Raw genomic sequence first — 14,066 nt, 5'->3', positions numbered from 1 at the left:
GGCCGGCCGCTATTCCTCGATCTGCAGCCGGCGGGCGCGGGTGTAGACGTAGCGGATCTGGTTGTACTCGAATGGCGAGTTGAGTTGTCCGTAGCGGAAGGGAATGCTGTCGCGCAGGTCGGTGCCCTTCAGCGCGTAGATTTCCGGATGGGCGTCGCTGGCCGTGGCAACGTTCAGGTAGTCGACCCAGTTGGCCGTCAGGAAGTCCGTCAGTTGGCCGCCGGCATCGCGCAGGTTGGACGGTCCGAGAATCGGCAGCATCAGGTAGGGCCCTTCGGAAACGCCGTAGGCGCCGAGGGTCTGCCCGAAATCCTCGCTCTGTCTGGGCAGCCCCATGCGGCTGGCCGGGTCCCACAGGCCGGCGACCCCCAGGGTGGTGTTGAAAAGCAGGCGGGCTCCGGTGTCGAGGGCGCGCTTGCCCCGCCCTTGCAGCAGGCTGTTGAGCAGGCTGGGAATCTCGGCGAGGTTGCTGAAGAAGTTGCGCACGCCGCTGCGCACGAATCCAGGAGTGACGTAGCGATAGCCACGCACCACCGGCAGCAGCAGCCACTCGTCGAAGCGATAGTTGAAGTGATAGACCCGCCGATTCCAGCGTTCCCAGGGGTCCCGGACGTTGAGAATGGCGAGGCTCGAGCGCTCGAACTCGCGCTGGTCGAGACTTTGGTTGAAGTGCAGGCGGTCCAGCGGGTGCTTGAAGCCATCCCCGTCGGCGGCCGGTTCGGCGTTGACGGCCAGGCTGCCGGCGAGCAGGGCGGAGGCGATGAGCCACGGCCGTTCAGCCACGGAAGAACTCCAGCATGGCCTGGCTGTTGACCCGGTAATTGAGGTTGCCGCAGTGCCCGCCGAACGGATAGAGGGTCAGTCGCTCGCCGAAGGTGCGGCGCAGGAAGCCAAGGTCGCCGGGGCCGAGGATGAGGTCGTCGGCATTGTGCATCACGGCGATCTTGCGGCTGCCGGCCAGGTAGTCCTGCAGGGCCTGGAGGCTGATCTGGCCGATCAGTTGAGCCAGGCTGCCGCCGCTGTGACGGGCGCGCCACTGGGGGATCAGCTGTTCGGTCAGGTAGCAGCCGAAGTTGCATTGCAGAGCGCGGATGAAGAAGGGCGTGAGCGGGGTGTCCTCGTCGATCGGATAGTTCGGCGGGGTGATCAGCCCGCGGCGGTTGAGCAGGTCGGAGGTATAGGCGATGTCGGCGGCGGCGAAGCGGAAGACCGAGCCGATCAGCATGGCCATTTCCTCGTTCGTCAGGCGCTCCTTCGACTGCTGGAGGTCGTACAGCAGGGCCTCGTTGAGGTCGATGTAGCCGCGGTGCTGGAAGTAGCGGGTCAGCTTGCCGAGGATCAGCTCGTAGAAGGTCAGGTTGCCGGTGACGCCGGCAACCTCGGTCTGCACCAGGCGGTCGAGGTTGCGCACCGCGTTGTAGGGGTTGACCGCCGGGTTGAGTAGCAGTACGCGCTTGAAGTCGAAGCTGTGGCGGGTTTCGTCCAGCTGGCTGACGAAGGCCGCGTGGAGGGCACCGAGGCTATAGCCGGTCAGGTGGTAGGCGGTGACCGGCAGGTCCGCCTGCTGCGCCCGTACCGCCTCCATGACCCGGTACAGGTCGTCGGCATCCTCGCGGCTGAGACCGGGCGTGGCGGCGCTCGAGGCGGCGGTCATGAAGTCGTAGCTGGTCGGCGAGGACAGCTGCACCACATGGAAGCCGGCCCCGTAGAACAGCCGCTTCAGGTACTCGGTGAGACTGCTGGCGTAGTTCGCGCCGGTGCCGGAGATGACGAAAATCAGCGGCGCAGGATGGTCCTGGCGGGCCAGGCGATAGCGCAGGTCTTCGACCTGGCGCAGGTTGCCCGGCAGCGCGAAACGGCGTTCGGGGCGTAGTGGCAGGCTGTAGTCCTGCTGGTCGATCTCGTCGTCGGACGGCAGGAGGGGGCGCAGTTCCGGCGGCGTAGTGGTGATGGTTGCCTCGAAGGGATTGTGCAGCGGAAAGCCGTAATTCGCCGGGTCGATGTCGGCCGCCGGCAGGCGGCCACAGAGCAGCAGAGTACCGAGCAGGGCAGCGATGAGGGGCAGACGGGGCATGGTCCAACCTCGTGGGTGATCTGGCCATGGGACTGCTTTTAACGCAGCGCGTGCAATCAGGATAGTCCCGCGCCGGCGCTTGCTTCCGCGCCGCTGCTGGTTATGCTGGCGGGCATTTGTCCCTGGAGTGCCCCATGTCCTCGCGCCTGCCCCTGCTTGCCCTGCTGATCCTCCTGCCGCTCTGCGTGGCGGCCAGCTACGGGTTGCGTTTTGCTTTCATGGAAGATGGCCAGTGGGTCGGCCTGTGCGCCGAGCAGGCGCAGCGCTGGGAGTGCCAGTTGCGCGCCGGGTTGGGCCTGATGATCCACTTCCGGCTGCTGGCCTGGAGCGCCCTGGCCACGGCGCTGGCCGGTTTCCTGCTGCCCGGGCGCGCCGGCTGGTGGCTGGCGCTCGCCGGGCTGTGCCTGGGAATTCCGGCGCTGGTGCTCTACACCGCCAGCCTGGCGGTGTTCGCCGTGGTCGTTGCCGGGCTACGTCTGGTTCGCCGCTGAGGCGGCCTCCATCGCTGCAGGCACCGGGGCGGGCTTGCGCAGACGCAGGCTGCGGCCGAGAGCGACCACCAGCAGCAGGCTGACCAGCGCCCAGCCAAGCGCCTGCCGGTTGAGCAGGGTTTCCTGATACAGCTGCGGCAGGATGCCGGCACCGATCAGCGCCAGCAGCAGGGCGATCTCCCGGCGCGGTCCGGCCACCGGGCGGCAGCTGTAAAGCAGTGCGGGCAGCAACAGGGCGGCGCTGGGGAAGCTGCGGTAGCGGGCATCGAATACCAGTGCCAGCATCATCACCGCCCCGGCGAAGCCGGCAGCGGCCAGCCACCAGCCGCCGCGCGCATCCAGCCAGGCGAGCAAGCGGGCGCGGCAGCCCTCGCGGGCCGACAGCCGCAGCATGCCGTGAAGCAGCACGATCAGGTTTAGTCCGATCAGCAGGGCGGCCCACAGCCACTCGCCGGGGTAGCGGCTGGTGACCCTCGCCAGCTCGCTCCACAGGCCGATGCAGGCGGCGCCGAGCGCGGCCATCGGCGGCAGCAGCAGGGCCGCGGTCGTGGAGGCCGGACGCCCGGCAACGACCAGTGCGCCGGCCATGATCAGCCCGCCGATGCCCAGCCAGAGCGGCCAGTACGGCAGGTTGGAGACCGGCCCGGCGAGGACTTGCTTGTCCTCGCGGTCGGCATCCAGCAACCCCCAGTAGCCACCCATCGCCCCCTCGCTCTGGCGCTTCCAGGGCTGGTCGAAGGCCTCGATCAGGTTGTAGCGCCAGCCATGCTGCTCGGCCATGGCGACGAAGCCGCGGATGAAGCGGGCCTGGTTGACCCGGCTGGGCACGGCGGTTTCGCGCTGGCGGCCCTCGCTGGGCCAGCCGGTTTCGCCGATCAGGATGTCCTTGGGCGCGAAGCGCTGGCCGAATTCCTGGCGGACGCTAGCGACCTGGGCGAGCGCCTGGTCGATCCCGGTCGGATCGTCCTCCCAGTAGGGCAGCAGGTGGATGGTCAGGAAATCCACCGCCGGGGCGACTTCCGGGTGCTTCAGCCAGAACTCCCAGACATCGGCATAGGTGACCGGCTGGTCGATGCTGGCCTTGACCCGCTCGATCAGCGCAGCCAGATACGTGGCGGTGACTTCCTTGCGCAGCAGGGTCTCGTTGCCGACGATCACCGCCTCGACCACGTCCGGGTTGGCCTTGGCCGCCTCGATCAGCAGCGCGATTTCGCTCTCGGTCTCCACCGGGTCGGGGTTCACCCAGGCGCCGAGCATCAGTTTCAGGCCGTGCTTGCGAGCCAGCGCGGGGAGCGCCTGCATGCCGGTCATGGAGTAGGTGCGCACGCAGTGGAAGCGTTCGGCGAGCAGCGCCAGATCGGCATCCATGCGCGCTTCGCGCAGCACGAAGGGCTTGTCGAAGGGCGATTGGTCCTTGTCGAACGGGCTGTAGGAGACGCACTGCAGCTTGTGTGTGGGGCTGACCACGTCCGCCAGCACGACCGGCTGGCCGGCACCGTACCAGAAGCCGCTCAGGGCCAGCACGGCGAGAAGGGTGGCGAACAGGTAGGGCAGTAGCGGAAAGCGCGAAGAAGTGACAGGCATGGTTCGAGATCGTCTGGCAGCCGGGCCGCGCATCTTAACCGCTTCCGACCTCGCACCGCACCGGCCTCAGGCGTGGCGATGCCGCCAGCCTCGCGTGCCCGGCTGGCCGCGAACTTTTTCCCGGCGCTGCCAGAGCTTCTCGTGGAAATAGAAGCCCACCGAGTTGCACAGGGGCTCGACCGCTGCCACCAGGCCGCCCACCGCGATACTGCCAGTCAGCGCATAGGCGACGACGAAGGCGATGCAAAAGTGCATCAGCGTGAAGGTCAGGGTCTTGAGCATGGCGCACCTCGCAGGGAGTCGTTCCAGGGTGAGTACACGGTAACGATCCGGCGGACGGTGCGGAAATGGTCGCTTTCCATCGCACCGATAGGGGGTGTCGATCACGGGGGACGGCCCGGACGATGCCAATGACCTCGACATATCGACTTTGGTTCATAGGGCGGCGGGCTAAGACTAAGGTCGTCTGTTGTCCGTTCGGGGGACAACTAGAGTGTGCTTACCCCGCAACCCGTGAGGAAAATAAAAGAAATGAACGACGACGGTATCTACAGGCGGATCGAGCAGAATCCGCGCTTCCGAGAACTGGTGGCAAGGCGCGAGAGGTTCGCCTGGCTGCTTTCATCCATCATGCTGGGCCTCTATTTCGCCTATATCCTGATCATCGCCTTCGTGCCGCAGGTCCTGGGGATCAAGCTCAGCGCCGAATCCGCTACTACCCTGGGCATGCCCGTCGGTGTTGGCCTGATCCTGCTCGCCTTCGTGCTCACCGGTGTCTACACCTACCGTGCCAACGGCGAGTTCGATCGTCTGAACCAGGAACTGCTCGACGAGGTGCAGAAATGATGAAGCGTTTTCTGACCGCTGCCGCCTTGTTGGCAGCCTCGCCATTGCTGATGGCCGACGCCCTCACCGGCGAAGTCCAGAAGCAGGCGACCAACTGGACCGCTATCGGCATGTTCGTGCTCTTCATCGTCTTCACGATGGGGATCACCAAGTGGGCGGCCAAGCGCAACACCTCCACCTCCGACTACTACACCGCCGGCGGCAGCATTACCGGCTTCCAGAACGGCATGGCGATCGCCGGCGACTTCATGTCCGCGGCGTCCTTCCTGGGGATTTCGGCCCTGGTGTTCACCTCCGGCTACGATGGCCTGATCTACTCGATCGGCTTCCTGGTCGGCTGGCCGGTGATCCTCTTCCTGATGGCGGAGCGCCTGCGCAACCTCGGCAAGTTCACCTTCTCCGACGTGGCCTCCTATCGCCTCGGGCAGACGCCGATCCGCATCCTCTCGGCCTTCGGCTCGCTGATCGTGGTGGCCTTCTACCTGATCGCCCAGATGGTCGGTGCCGGCAAGCTGATCCAGCTGTTGTTCGGTCTGGACTACTACGTCGCGGTAGTTCTGGTGGGTGTGCTGATGGTCATGTACGTGCTGTTCGGCGGCATGCTGGCCACCACCTGGGTACAGATCATCAAGGCGATCCTGCTGCTCTCCGGTGCCAGCTTCATGGCTCTCATGGTGATGAAGCACGTGGGCTTCGACTTCGGCACCCTGTTCACCGAAGCCGTGAAGATCCACACCAAGGGCGCGGCGATCATGAGTCCCGGCGGCCTGGTCTCCGACCCGATTTCCGCGATCTCCCTGGGTCTGGCCCTGATGTTCGGTACCGCCGGTCTTCCGCACATCCTGATGCGCTTCTTCACCGTGGGTGATGCCAAAGAAGCCCGCAAGAGCGTGTTCTATGCCACCGGCTTCATCGGCTACTTCTACATCCTGACCTTCATCATCGGCTTCGGCGCCATCCTGTTGGTCGGCACCGATCCGGCGTTCAAGGATGCCTCTGGCGCCATCATCGGCGGCACCAACATGGTGGCTATCCACCTGGCCAACGCCGTCGGCGGCAACCTGTTCCTCGGCTTCATCTCCGCTGTGGCCTTCGCCACCATCCTGGCGGTGGTCGCCGGTCTGACCCTCGCTGGCGCCTCGGCCGTGTCCCACGACCTGTACGCCTGCGTGATCAAGAAGGGCAAGGCCAAGGAAGAGGACGAGATGCGCGTGACCAAGATCACCACCCTGTCCCTGGGCGTCGTGGCGATCCTGCTCGGCATCATCTTCGAGAAGCAGAACATCGCCTTCATGGTGGGTCTGGCCTTCTCCGTCGCCGCCAGCTGCAACTTCCCGGTCCTGTTCCTCTCCATGTACTGGAAGGACTTGACCACTCGCGGTGCGCTGATCGGTGGTGCTCTGGGTCTGGGTACTGCGATGTTGCTGACCATCCTCAGCCCGACTGTCTGGGTCGACGTGCTGCACAACGAAGCAGCGATCTTCCCCTACAAGTACCCGGCGCTGTTCTCCATGATCGCGGCCTTCGTTGGCGTGTGGTTCTTCTCGATCACCGACAAGTCGAAGTCTGCTGCAGAAGAGCGTGAGCGCTTCCTGCCGCAGTTCGTCCGCTCGCAGACCGGCCTGGGAGCCAGTGGCGCCGTCGCCCACTGACCCTTCCTTCGGCAGGTCAAAAGGCAGCCTTCGGGCTGCCTTTCCTGTTTCTGGGGCAGGGCTTTTTCCTGCCGGGGGCAGCCTGCCCGGCGCTGCTATGGTTGTCCCATCGGGCCGGCGGTAGAAACAGCTGCCCTTCGCCACAGGGGAGGCATCCATGCTTTACCGGTTGGCTGCGGACGCGTTGCTGGTGGCACACCTGCTGTTTATTCTCTTCGTGCTGCTGGGCGGCCTGTTGCTGTTGCGCTGGCGCATCCTGGCCCTGGTGCACCTGCCGGCGATGGCCTGGGGCGCGGCGACCGAGTTCTTCAGCCTGCCCTGTCCGCTGACCGGCTGGGAGAACGCCCTGCGCCGGGCTGCCGGGGAGTCCGGCTACGACGGCAGCTTCATCGAGCATTACCTGCTGCCGCTGATCTACCCGGCCGGTCTGACGCCGGGCATCCAGGTCTGGCTGGGCACCTCGGTGCTGCTGGTCAATGCCCTGGTCTATCTCTGGCTGCTCGGGCGGCGGCGTTGACTGCCAGGTTCAATCCAGCCATTCCTTCGGCACGTCCCGTTTCGCCATCAGCTGGCATTGCTGGCTGTCCGGCTCGAAGACGATCAGCGCCTCGCCGCTTTCCAGCGCCTGGCGGACGCGCTGCACGCGGGTCGCCAGAGGGGTTTCGTCGCCGTTGTCGGTGCCTTCGCGGGTCACGAAGTCCTCGATCAGCCGGGTCAGGGTGTCGGCCTCCAGCAGGTGGTAGGGGATGAGCATGGGGATTCTCCGGGAGCAAAGCGGGCGGGACCGCCCGGCCTCAATTGTCCACCAGCGTTCGAGTCGACAGGTAGCGCTCCACGGTGGCGTGCAGCAACTGCTTGTCCACCGGTTTGCCGAGGAAGTCGTTCATCCCCACCTCGAGTCCGTATTCCCGGTGCTCGTCGAGGGTGTGCGCGGTGAGGGCGATGATCGGCACCGCCGGCCATTTGCGCAGGCGCTCCAGCAGGCGGATCTGCAGGGTGGCCTCGAAGCCGTCCATTTCCGGCATCTCGCAGTCCATCAGGATCATCTGGATCGAGCCGGGCGAACGGTGGTATTCGGCCACCGCCTCGGCGCCGTTGCCGGCCAGGCGCACATGGTAGCCGCGCTTCTTCAGCAGTTCCTGGACCACCAGCTGGTTCACCGGGTTGTCCTCGGCGATGAGGATGCAGGGCACCCGGCTGTCGCCGGCGGGGTCCTCGATCGGTGCCAGCGGACGGGCGGGCTCCATGTGCAGTTCCACGAGCTTTTTGCGCAGCGCCGCGACGCCGACCGGCTGGGGCAGGCCGAGCATCTGTAGGCTGCTGCGACTGGCCGGCAGCTGCCGGCACTGCTCCGGCGGGCAGACCAGCAGCAGCCGCTGACCGGGCGCCAGGTGCGGATAGAGGGCGTCCAGCCAGTGCTCGACGCTGCCCGGCCAGGGCGCGATCAGCAGCAGCAGCGGTGGTTCGTCGAAGCCGGCCAGCTGTTCGGGAAGCTTTTCCGGAATCCGGCAGCGCTCGGTGTGCATGCCCCAGCGGCCGAGCAGGCGGCCGATGGCGTCCAACGCGAAGCCATCCAGCGAGGCGAGCAGCGCAGTGTGCCCGACCAGCAACTGGAACAGCTCGTCGCGGCCCTCGCCGCCGCGCTGCAGCGGCATGTCGAAGGTGAAGCGGCTGCCGAGTCCCGGAGTGCTCTGCACCTCGATGTGGCCGCCCATCATTTCCACCAGTTCCTTGCTGATCGCCAAGCCCAGGCCGCTGCCGCCGTAGCGGCGAGTGGTGCTGGAGTCGCCCTGGCTGAAGGATTCGAAGAGCCGAGCCTGGGCCTCCTGGCGGATCCCGATGCCGCTGTCGCTGACGCTGAAATACAGGCGCTCCGAGCCGTCGCTCCGGCGCCGGCGGCTGACGTCGAGCCGCACCTGACCCTCGGAGGTGAACTTCAGGGCATTGCTCAGCAGGTTGGTCAGCACCTGCTTGAGGCGGGTCGGATCGCCCTGGATGTGGCGCGGCACGCCCTCGTCGAGGCTCATGTGCAGGCGCAGGCGCTTTTCCATCGCTTGGGCGGTGAACAGGTTGAGGGTGTCGGACAGCATCTCCTCGAGATCGAACTCGATGTGCTCCAGGCTGAGCTTGCCGGATTCGATGCGCGCGTAGTCGAGGATGTCGTTGATCACCGCCATCAGGGTGCTGCCGGAACTGGCGATGGTGTCCACGTAGAAGCGTTGGCTGTGGTCCAGGCGGGTTTCCTTGAGCAGCTGCAGCATACCCAGCACGCCGTTGAGCGGGGTGCGGATCTCGTGGCTCATCTTGGCCAGGAAGCGGCTCTTAGCCTGATTCTGCAGGAACGCCTCCTCGGCGGCCTGGTACGAATGCAGCCCTTCCCTGCGTAGTTGCTGGAAGCGGTCGGCCAGACCGACGGCGAGTACCAGCAGGTTGATGGCGGTGCCCAGCTTGGCCAGCGCCATCCAGTGGTCGCCGAGCAGCTCCAGGCCCAGCGCGCTGCCGGCCAGGCCCCCCAGCGACACCAGCAGGAGCGCCCAGGCGGCGAGGTGGTAGGCGCCGGCGCGCAGGCTCTTGCGCCATACATGGGCGCCGCAGCCGGGCAGCAGCAGGGCGCCGATCAGGGTGGCGAGACTGGCGAGGACGCCCCAGGCCTGCAGTCCGATCAGCGGGGCGGCGAACAGCGCGGCGCCGAGAGCGAGCATCCACAGGCGCAGGGCGCGGTCGAGCAGGGGAAAATACTGGGGGATGTTCAGAAAGTGCCGGGTGAGCTGGGTGGCGGCCAGCCAGAAGGTGAAGGTCAGCAGGTACACGGCGACCAGCTGCGGGCCGGGCGACCACTGGAGCAGGAAGCCGTCGACGCTGAGCGCGAGCAGGATGGCGTTGAGGCTGTAGAGCAGGTACCAGCCCTGGCTGGGTTCGCGCAGGAAAAGGAAGAGAAACAGCTGGTAGCAGAACAGGGCCAGCAGCACGCCATAAAAGGCGCCGTTCAGGCCTTCCAGGCGTTCCTGGGCGGCCACGCTGGCCCCGCTGGTGCTGAAATACAACGGCACGCTGATCGCGCTGTTGCTCTTCACGCGGATCAACAGGGTGCTGCTGCCTGGCGGCAGCTCCAGGGGGAACCAGAGGTTGCGCACCTGTACCGGGCGCAGCCGGAACGGCCGGGCATCGCCGCCTTCCTGGTGTTGGAGCTGGCCGTCCGGGGTCAGCAGGGTCAGCCGGACGTCGTCGAGCAACGGATAGTTGATCTCGAGAAAACCGGACAGGGCCTGTGCGCGGGTGTTCTGTAGGTCGACCCGGAACCACCAGGCCGAGCGGCTGTGGCCCAGGTTGGCCTGGTTGCCCTCGACCGGCCGGAAGGCCTCGTCATGCAGCGCCAGCACCTGGGCAGCGTCGAGGCTGGCATCGCGGTCTTCGAGGTAGCGGGTGTGCGGTCCCAGGGGCAGGCGGACCTCCTGGTCCGCGAGCACGGCCGGCTGGGCGGCCCGGGCCGAGGCGAGACTCGACAGCAGCAACAGCATCCAGATGATGCGCACCATCCCCAATCCTCTAGCGAGCGCGAATTTTCCCGTTGGGAACCTCGGGTCAGAAGGAGGAACTTTGCCCGGATGCCGTGGGCGCATCAAGCATCCGCTGTGCGCGCCCGGTGTGGGGCGAGGCGGTGGTACCGCCTCAGCCCCCGCGAATCAGTCGGCGCAGGGCGAAGCGGTTGGGGTGGCAGGCCTCGGCCACCGTCCGCGGAACCGGCAGCGGTTCGTCGTCCAGCCAGGCGGCCAAAAGCTCCCCGGACAGCGGCGCGCTGAGCAGGCCGCGCGAGCCGTGGCCGCTGCTGACATACAGGCCCTCCAGCCAGGGGCAGGGGCGCTGCGGCACCTGACGGGCATCCTTGCCCAGCACGGCGTAGGTCTCGGCGAAGGCCGCGGCGTCGGCCAGGGGACCGACGAGCGGCAGGTAGTCCGGGCTGGTGCAGCGAAAGCCCGCGCGACCTGCCAGCTCCGCCGGATCGAGCCGGTCGGCCTGCAAGCTTCCCGCCAGGTCGGTGGAGATTTCCCGCAGCAGTTGCAGGTTCTCCGCATGTTCCTCGGCAGTCAGTGCCAGTTCGTCGTAGTCGAAGCGGAAGCTGGCACCCAGGGTGTGCTCGCCGGCGCGTGGCGGGGCGACGTAGCCTTCGGCGCAGAGCACGGTCTTCAGGTCTTGGCTGGCGGCGGTCGCCGGCAAACGGCTGATCTGCCCGCGGATGCGTTTGAGCGGCAGCCCGGCGGCCTCGGGAAAGCGGGCGATCTCCGCGCCGCCGGCGAGCACCGCGACCGGCGCCCGGGCGAGCAGCGTTTCGCCGGCCCGGGCGCACCACCGGCCGCTCTCGCGGTGCAGCGCGAGGACCTCCCGGTGGGTCAGCAGACGGATGTTCGGGTGTTCGGCCAGTTGCGCGCAGAGTGCCGGCGGATGCACCCAGCCGGCCTCGGGGTAGAACAGCCCGCCGCTGTCCAGGGCGACCCCGGCCAGGGCTTCGGCTTGCTCGCGGTTCAGGCGGTGCAGCAGGTCGGCGGGGAAGGCCGCGGCCAGTTCGGCCTGGCGTGCCGTTTCCTTGGCGTCGAAGGCCAACTGCAGCACGCCGCACGGCGCCCAGTCGCGACCCGGTTCGAGGCGCTGCAGCAGTCGGCGGGTGAAGCCGAAGCCGGCGACGATCAGCCGGGAGAGCGCGGTGCCGTGGGCCGACAGCTTGAGGTAGAGCACGCCCTGGGGATTGCCGGAGGTTTCCTCGGCGACCCCGTCGCGGCGCTCCAGAATCGTCACCTGCCAGCCGCGCCGGGCCAGGCTGGCGGCCGCGGCGCAGCCGGCCAGGCCGGCGCCGATCACCAGCGCCTCGCGGGCGCCGGCAGGATGCGGCGGGCGGGCGAACCAGGGGCTGGCGGTATCCTGCGGCGCGCCCTCGAAACGTCCGGCGAGCATCTCGCGCTTCTGGCCGAAGCCCTTGACCCGCTGCAGGACGAAGCCCGCTTCCTGCAGTCCGCGGCGCACGAAGCCGGCGCTGGTGAAGGTCGCCAGGGTCGCATCGGGGGCGGACAGCCGGGCCAGTTCGGCGAACAGTTCCGGCGTCCACATCTGCGGGTTCTTCGCCGGGGCGAAGCCGTCGAGGAACCAGGCGTCGATGCGCGCATCCAGCTCGGGCAGGCGCTCCAGCACGTCGCCGACCAGCAGGGTCAGCACCACCCGGCCCTCGGCGAAGACGAAGCGCTGGAAGCCCGGATGCACGGCGACATACTGCTCCAGCAACGCCCCGGCATACGCGGCCAGCTCCGGCCAGAGGGCCAGCGCCTGGCGCAGGTCGGCGCGAGTCAGGGGAAACTTCTCGACGCTGACGAAGTGCAGGCGGGCGTCGGTCGGCGCCGTGCGCTCGAACAACTGCCAGGCGCAGAGGAAGTTCAGCCCGGTGCCGAAACCGGTCTCGCCGACGGTCAGCCGCCCGCCGGCCGGCAGCGCGGCGAAGCGCAGCGGCAGCGCGTTGTGGGCGAGGAACACGTGGCGGGTTTCCTCCAGCCCCGAGGCGCGGGAGAAGTACACGTCGCCGAAGCCGCGCGACAGCGGCTGGCCGTGCTCGTCCCAGTCGAGCTGGGCGTGCTGGAAGTCGGGCATGGGCGTTCTCCTGGAAAATCGGCGGCGCATTCTACCCGAACCCCCGGGCGGTGCCGGACAGCGTGCCATTCATTCGTTACGCTGAACGTATCCCTGTTGCTCCAGGAGTTTCCCATGTTCGAGTCCGCGGAAATCGGCCACACCATCGACGATGCGACCTACGACGCCCAGGTTCCGGCGCTGCGCGAGGCCCTGCTGGAGGCTCAGTTCGAGCTCAAGGAGCAGGGCCGCTTTCCGGTGCTGGTGCTGATCAGCGGGATCGAGGGGGCGGGCAAGGGCGAGACGGTCAAGCTGCTCAACGAGTGGATGGACCCGCGGCTGATCGAGGTCAGCACCTTCGACCAGCCGACCGACGAGGAACTGGCCCGTCCGCCGGCCTGGCGCTACTGGCGGAAGCTGCCGCCGAAGGGGCGGACCGGCATCTTCTTCGGCACCTGGTACAGCCAGATGCTACAGGCGCGGATCGGCGGGCGGATCGACGACGCCCGCCTCGACCAAGCCATCGATATCGCTGGGCGCCTGGAGCGCATGCTCAGCGACGAGGGGGCGCTGATCTTCAAGTTCTGGTTCCACCTGTCGAAGAAGCGCATGAAGGAGCGTCTCAAGGCCCTCAACGACGATCCCCTGCACAGCTGGCGGCTCAGCTCGCTGGACTGGCAGCAGTCGAAGACCTACGACAAGTTCGTGCGTCATGGCGAGCGGGTGCTGCGCCGCACCAACCGGGACTTCGCGCCCTGGTACGTGATCGAGGGAACCGACGCCAACTACCGCAGCCTGAGCGTCGGGCGCATCCTCCTCGAGGGCCTGCAGGCGGCCCTGAAGCGCGAGGGGGCGGCGCGCAGCAGCCCCCATGCGGCGCCCCTGGTGTCCAGCCTCGACAACCGCGCCCTGCTGGATGCCCTGGACATGACCCAGACGCTGGACAAGGCCGACTATCAGGCGCAGCTGCTCGTCGAGCAGGCGCGCCTGGCCGGATTGATGCGCGACAAGCGGATGCGCCAGCATGCCCTGCTGGCGGTGTTCGAGGGCAACGACGCCGCCGGCAAGGGCGGGGCGATCCGCCGCGTCACCGGGGCGCTGGACCCGCGCCAGTACCGCATCGTGCCGGTCGCTTCGCCGACCGACGAGGAACTCGCGCAACCCTACCTGTGGCGTTTCTGGCGGCACATCCCGGCGCGCGGCAAGTTCACCATCTTCGACCGCTCCTGGTATGGGCGGGTACTGGTGGAGCGGGTCGAGGGCCTCTGCAGCGAGGTCGACTGGCTGCGCTCCTACGGCGAGATCAACGATTTCGAGGAGGAGCTGACCGGTGCCGGGGTGGTGGTGGTCAAGTTCTGGCTGGCCATCGACCAGCAGACCCAGATCGAGCGCTTCAAGGCGCGCGAGGCGACGCCCTTCAAGCGCTTCAAGATCACCCCGGACGACTGGCGCAACCGCGACAAGTGGGACGCCTACTGCGATGCGGTGGGCGACATGGTCGACCGCACCAGCACCGGGATCGCCCCCTGGACCCTGGTCGAGGCCAACGACAAGTACTTCGCCCGGGTGAAGATCCTGCGCACTCTCAACGAGGCGCTGGAGAGGGCGTTTCGCGGCTGAAACGCATCGCCCTTGCTGCCCGTTCGTCGGCTCGCCGGGCAGCCGACGAACGGGCAGCCCGGCTCCTGTGGCTGCGGGGGCTGGCGGAGCTTGGTTCGGCAGAAGACCGTCGTTTCGCCAACTATGATTGTCGAGGTTGACTGACACTGGGCATGGCCATGCGATAGCGCTCCGCCGGTATCGAAGCCC

At 67.3% G+C, this 14,066-nt stretch carries 12 protein-coding genes; 5 read left to right on the top strand and 7 right to left on the bottom strand.

Annotated elements, in window-relative coordinates; genetic code table 11:
* Window positions 1-9: 9 nt before the first annotated feature.
* Window positions 10-783 (bottom strand): MlaA family lipoprotein, encoded by a 774-nt coding sequence (locus BMY22_RS09220; RefSeq protein ID WP_090621394.1) that lies wholly within the window; start codon window positions 781-783, stop codon window positions 10-12.
* Complete coding sequence (locus BMY22_RS09215; RefSeq protein WP_090621392.1) at window positions 776-2,074, bottom strand: alpha/beta fold hydrolase; 1,299 nt, start codon at window positions 2,072-2,074, stop codon at window positions 776-778. The genes BMY22_RS09220 and BMY22_RS09215 overlap by 8 nt, the downstream gene beginning before the upstream one ends.
* 134 nt (window positions 2,075-2,208) lie before the next feature.
* Here BMY22_RS09215 and BMY22_RS09210 point away from each other — a divergent pair, with 134 nt between their 5' ends.
* Complete coding sequence (locus tag BMY22_RS09210) at window positions 2,209-2,565, top strand: hypothetical protein (RefSeq protein WP_090621391.1); 357 nt, start codon at window positions 2,209-2,211, stop codon at window positions 2,563-2,565.
* On the opposite strand, the gene BMY22_RS09205 is transcribed toward BMY22_RS09210, so the two are convergent.
* Entirely contained in the window at window positions 2,545-4,182 is a 1,638-nt protein-coding gene (locus BMY22_RS09205; protein WP_425265968.1) for a glycoside hydrolase family 17 protein, read from the bottom strand. The two genes, BMY22_RS09210 and BMY22_RS09205, sit on opposite strands and share 21 nt — an antisense overlap.
* A gap of 33 nt (window positions 4,183-4,215) precedes the next feature.
* Complete coding sequence (locus BMY22_RS09200) at window positions 4,216-4,431, bottom strand: DUF2061 domain-containing protein (RefSeq protein WP_090621387.1); 216 nt, start codon at window positions 4,429-4,431, stop codon at window positions 4,216-4,218.
* 249 nt (window positions 4,432-4,680) lie between these two features.
* On the opposite strand from BMY22_RS09200, the gene BMY22_RS09195 reads away from it, so the two are divergent.
* The 3 genes from BMY22_RS09195 to BMY22_RS09185 all read left to right on the top strand — a co-directional run bounded on the left by BMY22_RS09195 (window position 4,681) and on the right by BMY22_RS09185 (window position 7,164).
* Window positions 4,681-4,995: a DUF485 domain-containing protein gene (locus BMY22_RS09195; protein ID WP_090621385.1), complete on the top strand. Its 315-nt coding sequence runs from the start codon at window positions 4,681-4,683 to the stop codon at window positions 4,993-4,995.
* Window positions 4,992-6,647, top strand: a complete 1,656-nt coding sequence (locus BMY22_RS09190; RefSeq protein ID WP_090621383.1) for a cation acetate symporter — start codon at window positions 4,992-4,994, stop codon at window positions 6,645-6,647. The genes BMY22_RS09195 and BMY22_RS09190 overlap by 4 nt, the downstream gene beginning before the upstream one ends.
* 157 nt (window positions 6,648-6,804) lie before the next feature.
* Entirely contained in the window at window positions 6,805-7,164 is a 360-nt protein-coding gene (locus tag BMY22_RS09185; protein ID WP_090621381.1) for a DUF2784 domain-containing protein, read from the top strand.
* A 9-nt stretch (window positions 7,165-7,173) separates the two neighbouring features.
* Here BMY22_RS09185 and BMY22_RS09180 read toward each other — a convergent pair whose 3' ends face one another.
* The 3 genes from BMY22_RS09180 to mnmC all read right to left on the bottom strand — a co-directional run bounded on the left by BMY22_RS09180 (window position 7,174) and on the right by mnmC (window position 12,278).
* Complete coding sequence (locus BMY22_RS09180) at window positions 7,174-7,401, bottom strand: YheU family protein (RefSeq protein WP_090621380.1); 228 nt, start codon at window positions 7,399-7,401, stop codon at window positions 7,174-7,176.
* A 40-nt stretch (window positions 7,402-7,441) separates the two neighbouring features.
* The gene (locus BMY22_RS09175) at window positions 7,442-10,183 is read right to left on the bottom strand and encodes a hybrid sensor histidine kinase/response regulator (protein WP_090621377.1); all 2,742 of its coding nucleotides are present in this window, start codon (window positions 10,181-10,183) and stop codon (window positions 7,442-7,444) included.
* 133 nt (window positions 10,184-10,316) lie between these two features.
* Entirely contained in the window at window positions 10,317-12,278 is a 1,962-nt protein-coding gene (gene mnmC / locus BMY22_RS09170) for a bifunctional tRNA (5-methylaminomethyl-2-thiouridine)(34)-methyltransferase MnmC2/FAD-dependent 5-carboxymethylaminomethyl-2-thiouridine(34) oxidoreductase MnmC1 (RefSeq protein WP_090621376.1), read from the bottom strand.
* A gap of 114 nt (window positions 12,279-12,392) precedes the next feature.
* Between mnmC and pap the strand changes: the two genes are divergently transcribed.
* Window positions 12,393-13,877, top strand: coding sequence for a polyphosphate:AMP phosphotransferase (pap, locus tag BMY22_RS09165; protein WP_090621375.1), 1,485 nt, complete (start codon window positions 12,393-12,395; stop codon window positions 13,875-13,877).
* The last annotated feature ends 189 nt before the right edge of the window (window positions 13,878-14,066 follow it).

The organism is Azotobacter beijerinckii (genome assembly GCF_900110885.1).
Classification (GTDB): domain Bacteria; phylum Pseudomonadota; class Gammaproteobacteria; order Pseudomonadales; family Pseudomonadaceae; genus Azotobacter; species Azotobacter beijerinckii.
This window is presented reverse-complemented; position numbering and strand designations above follow the sequence as displayed.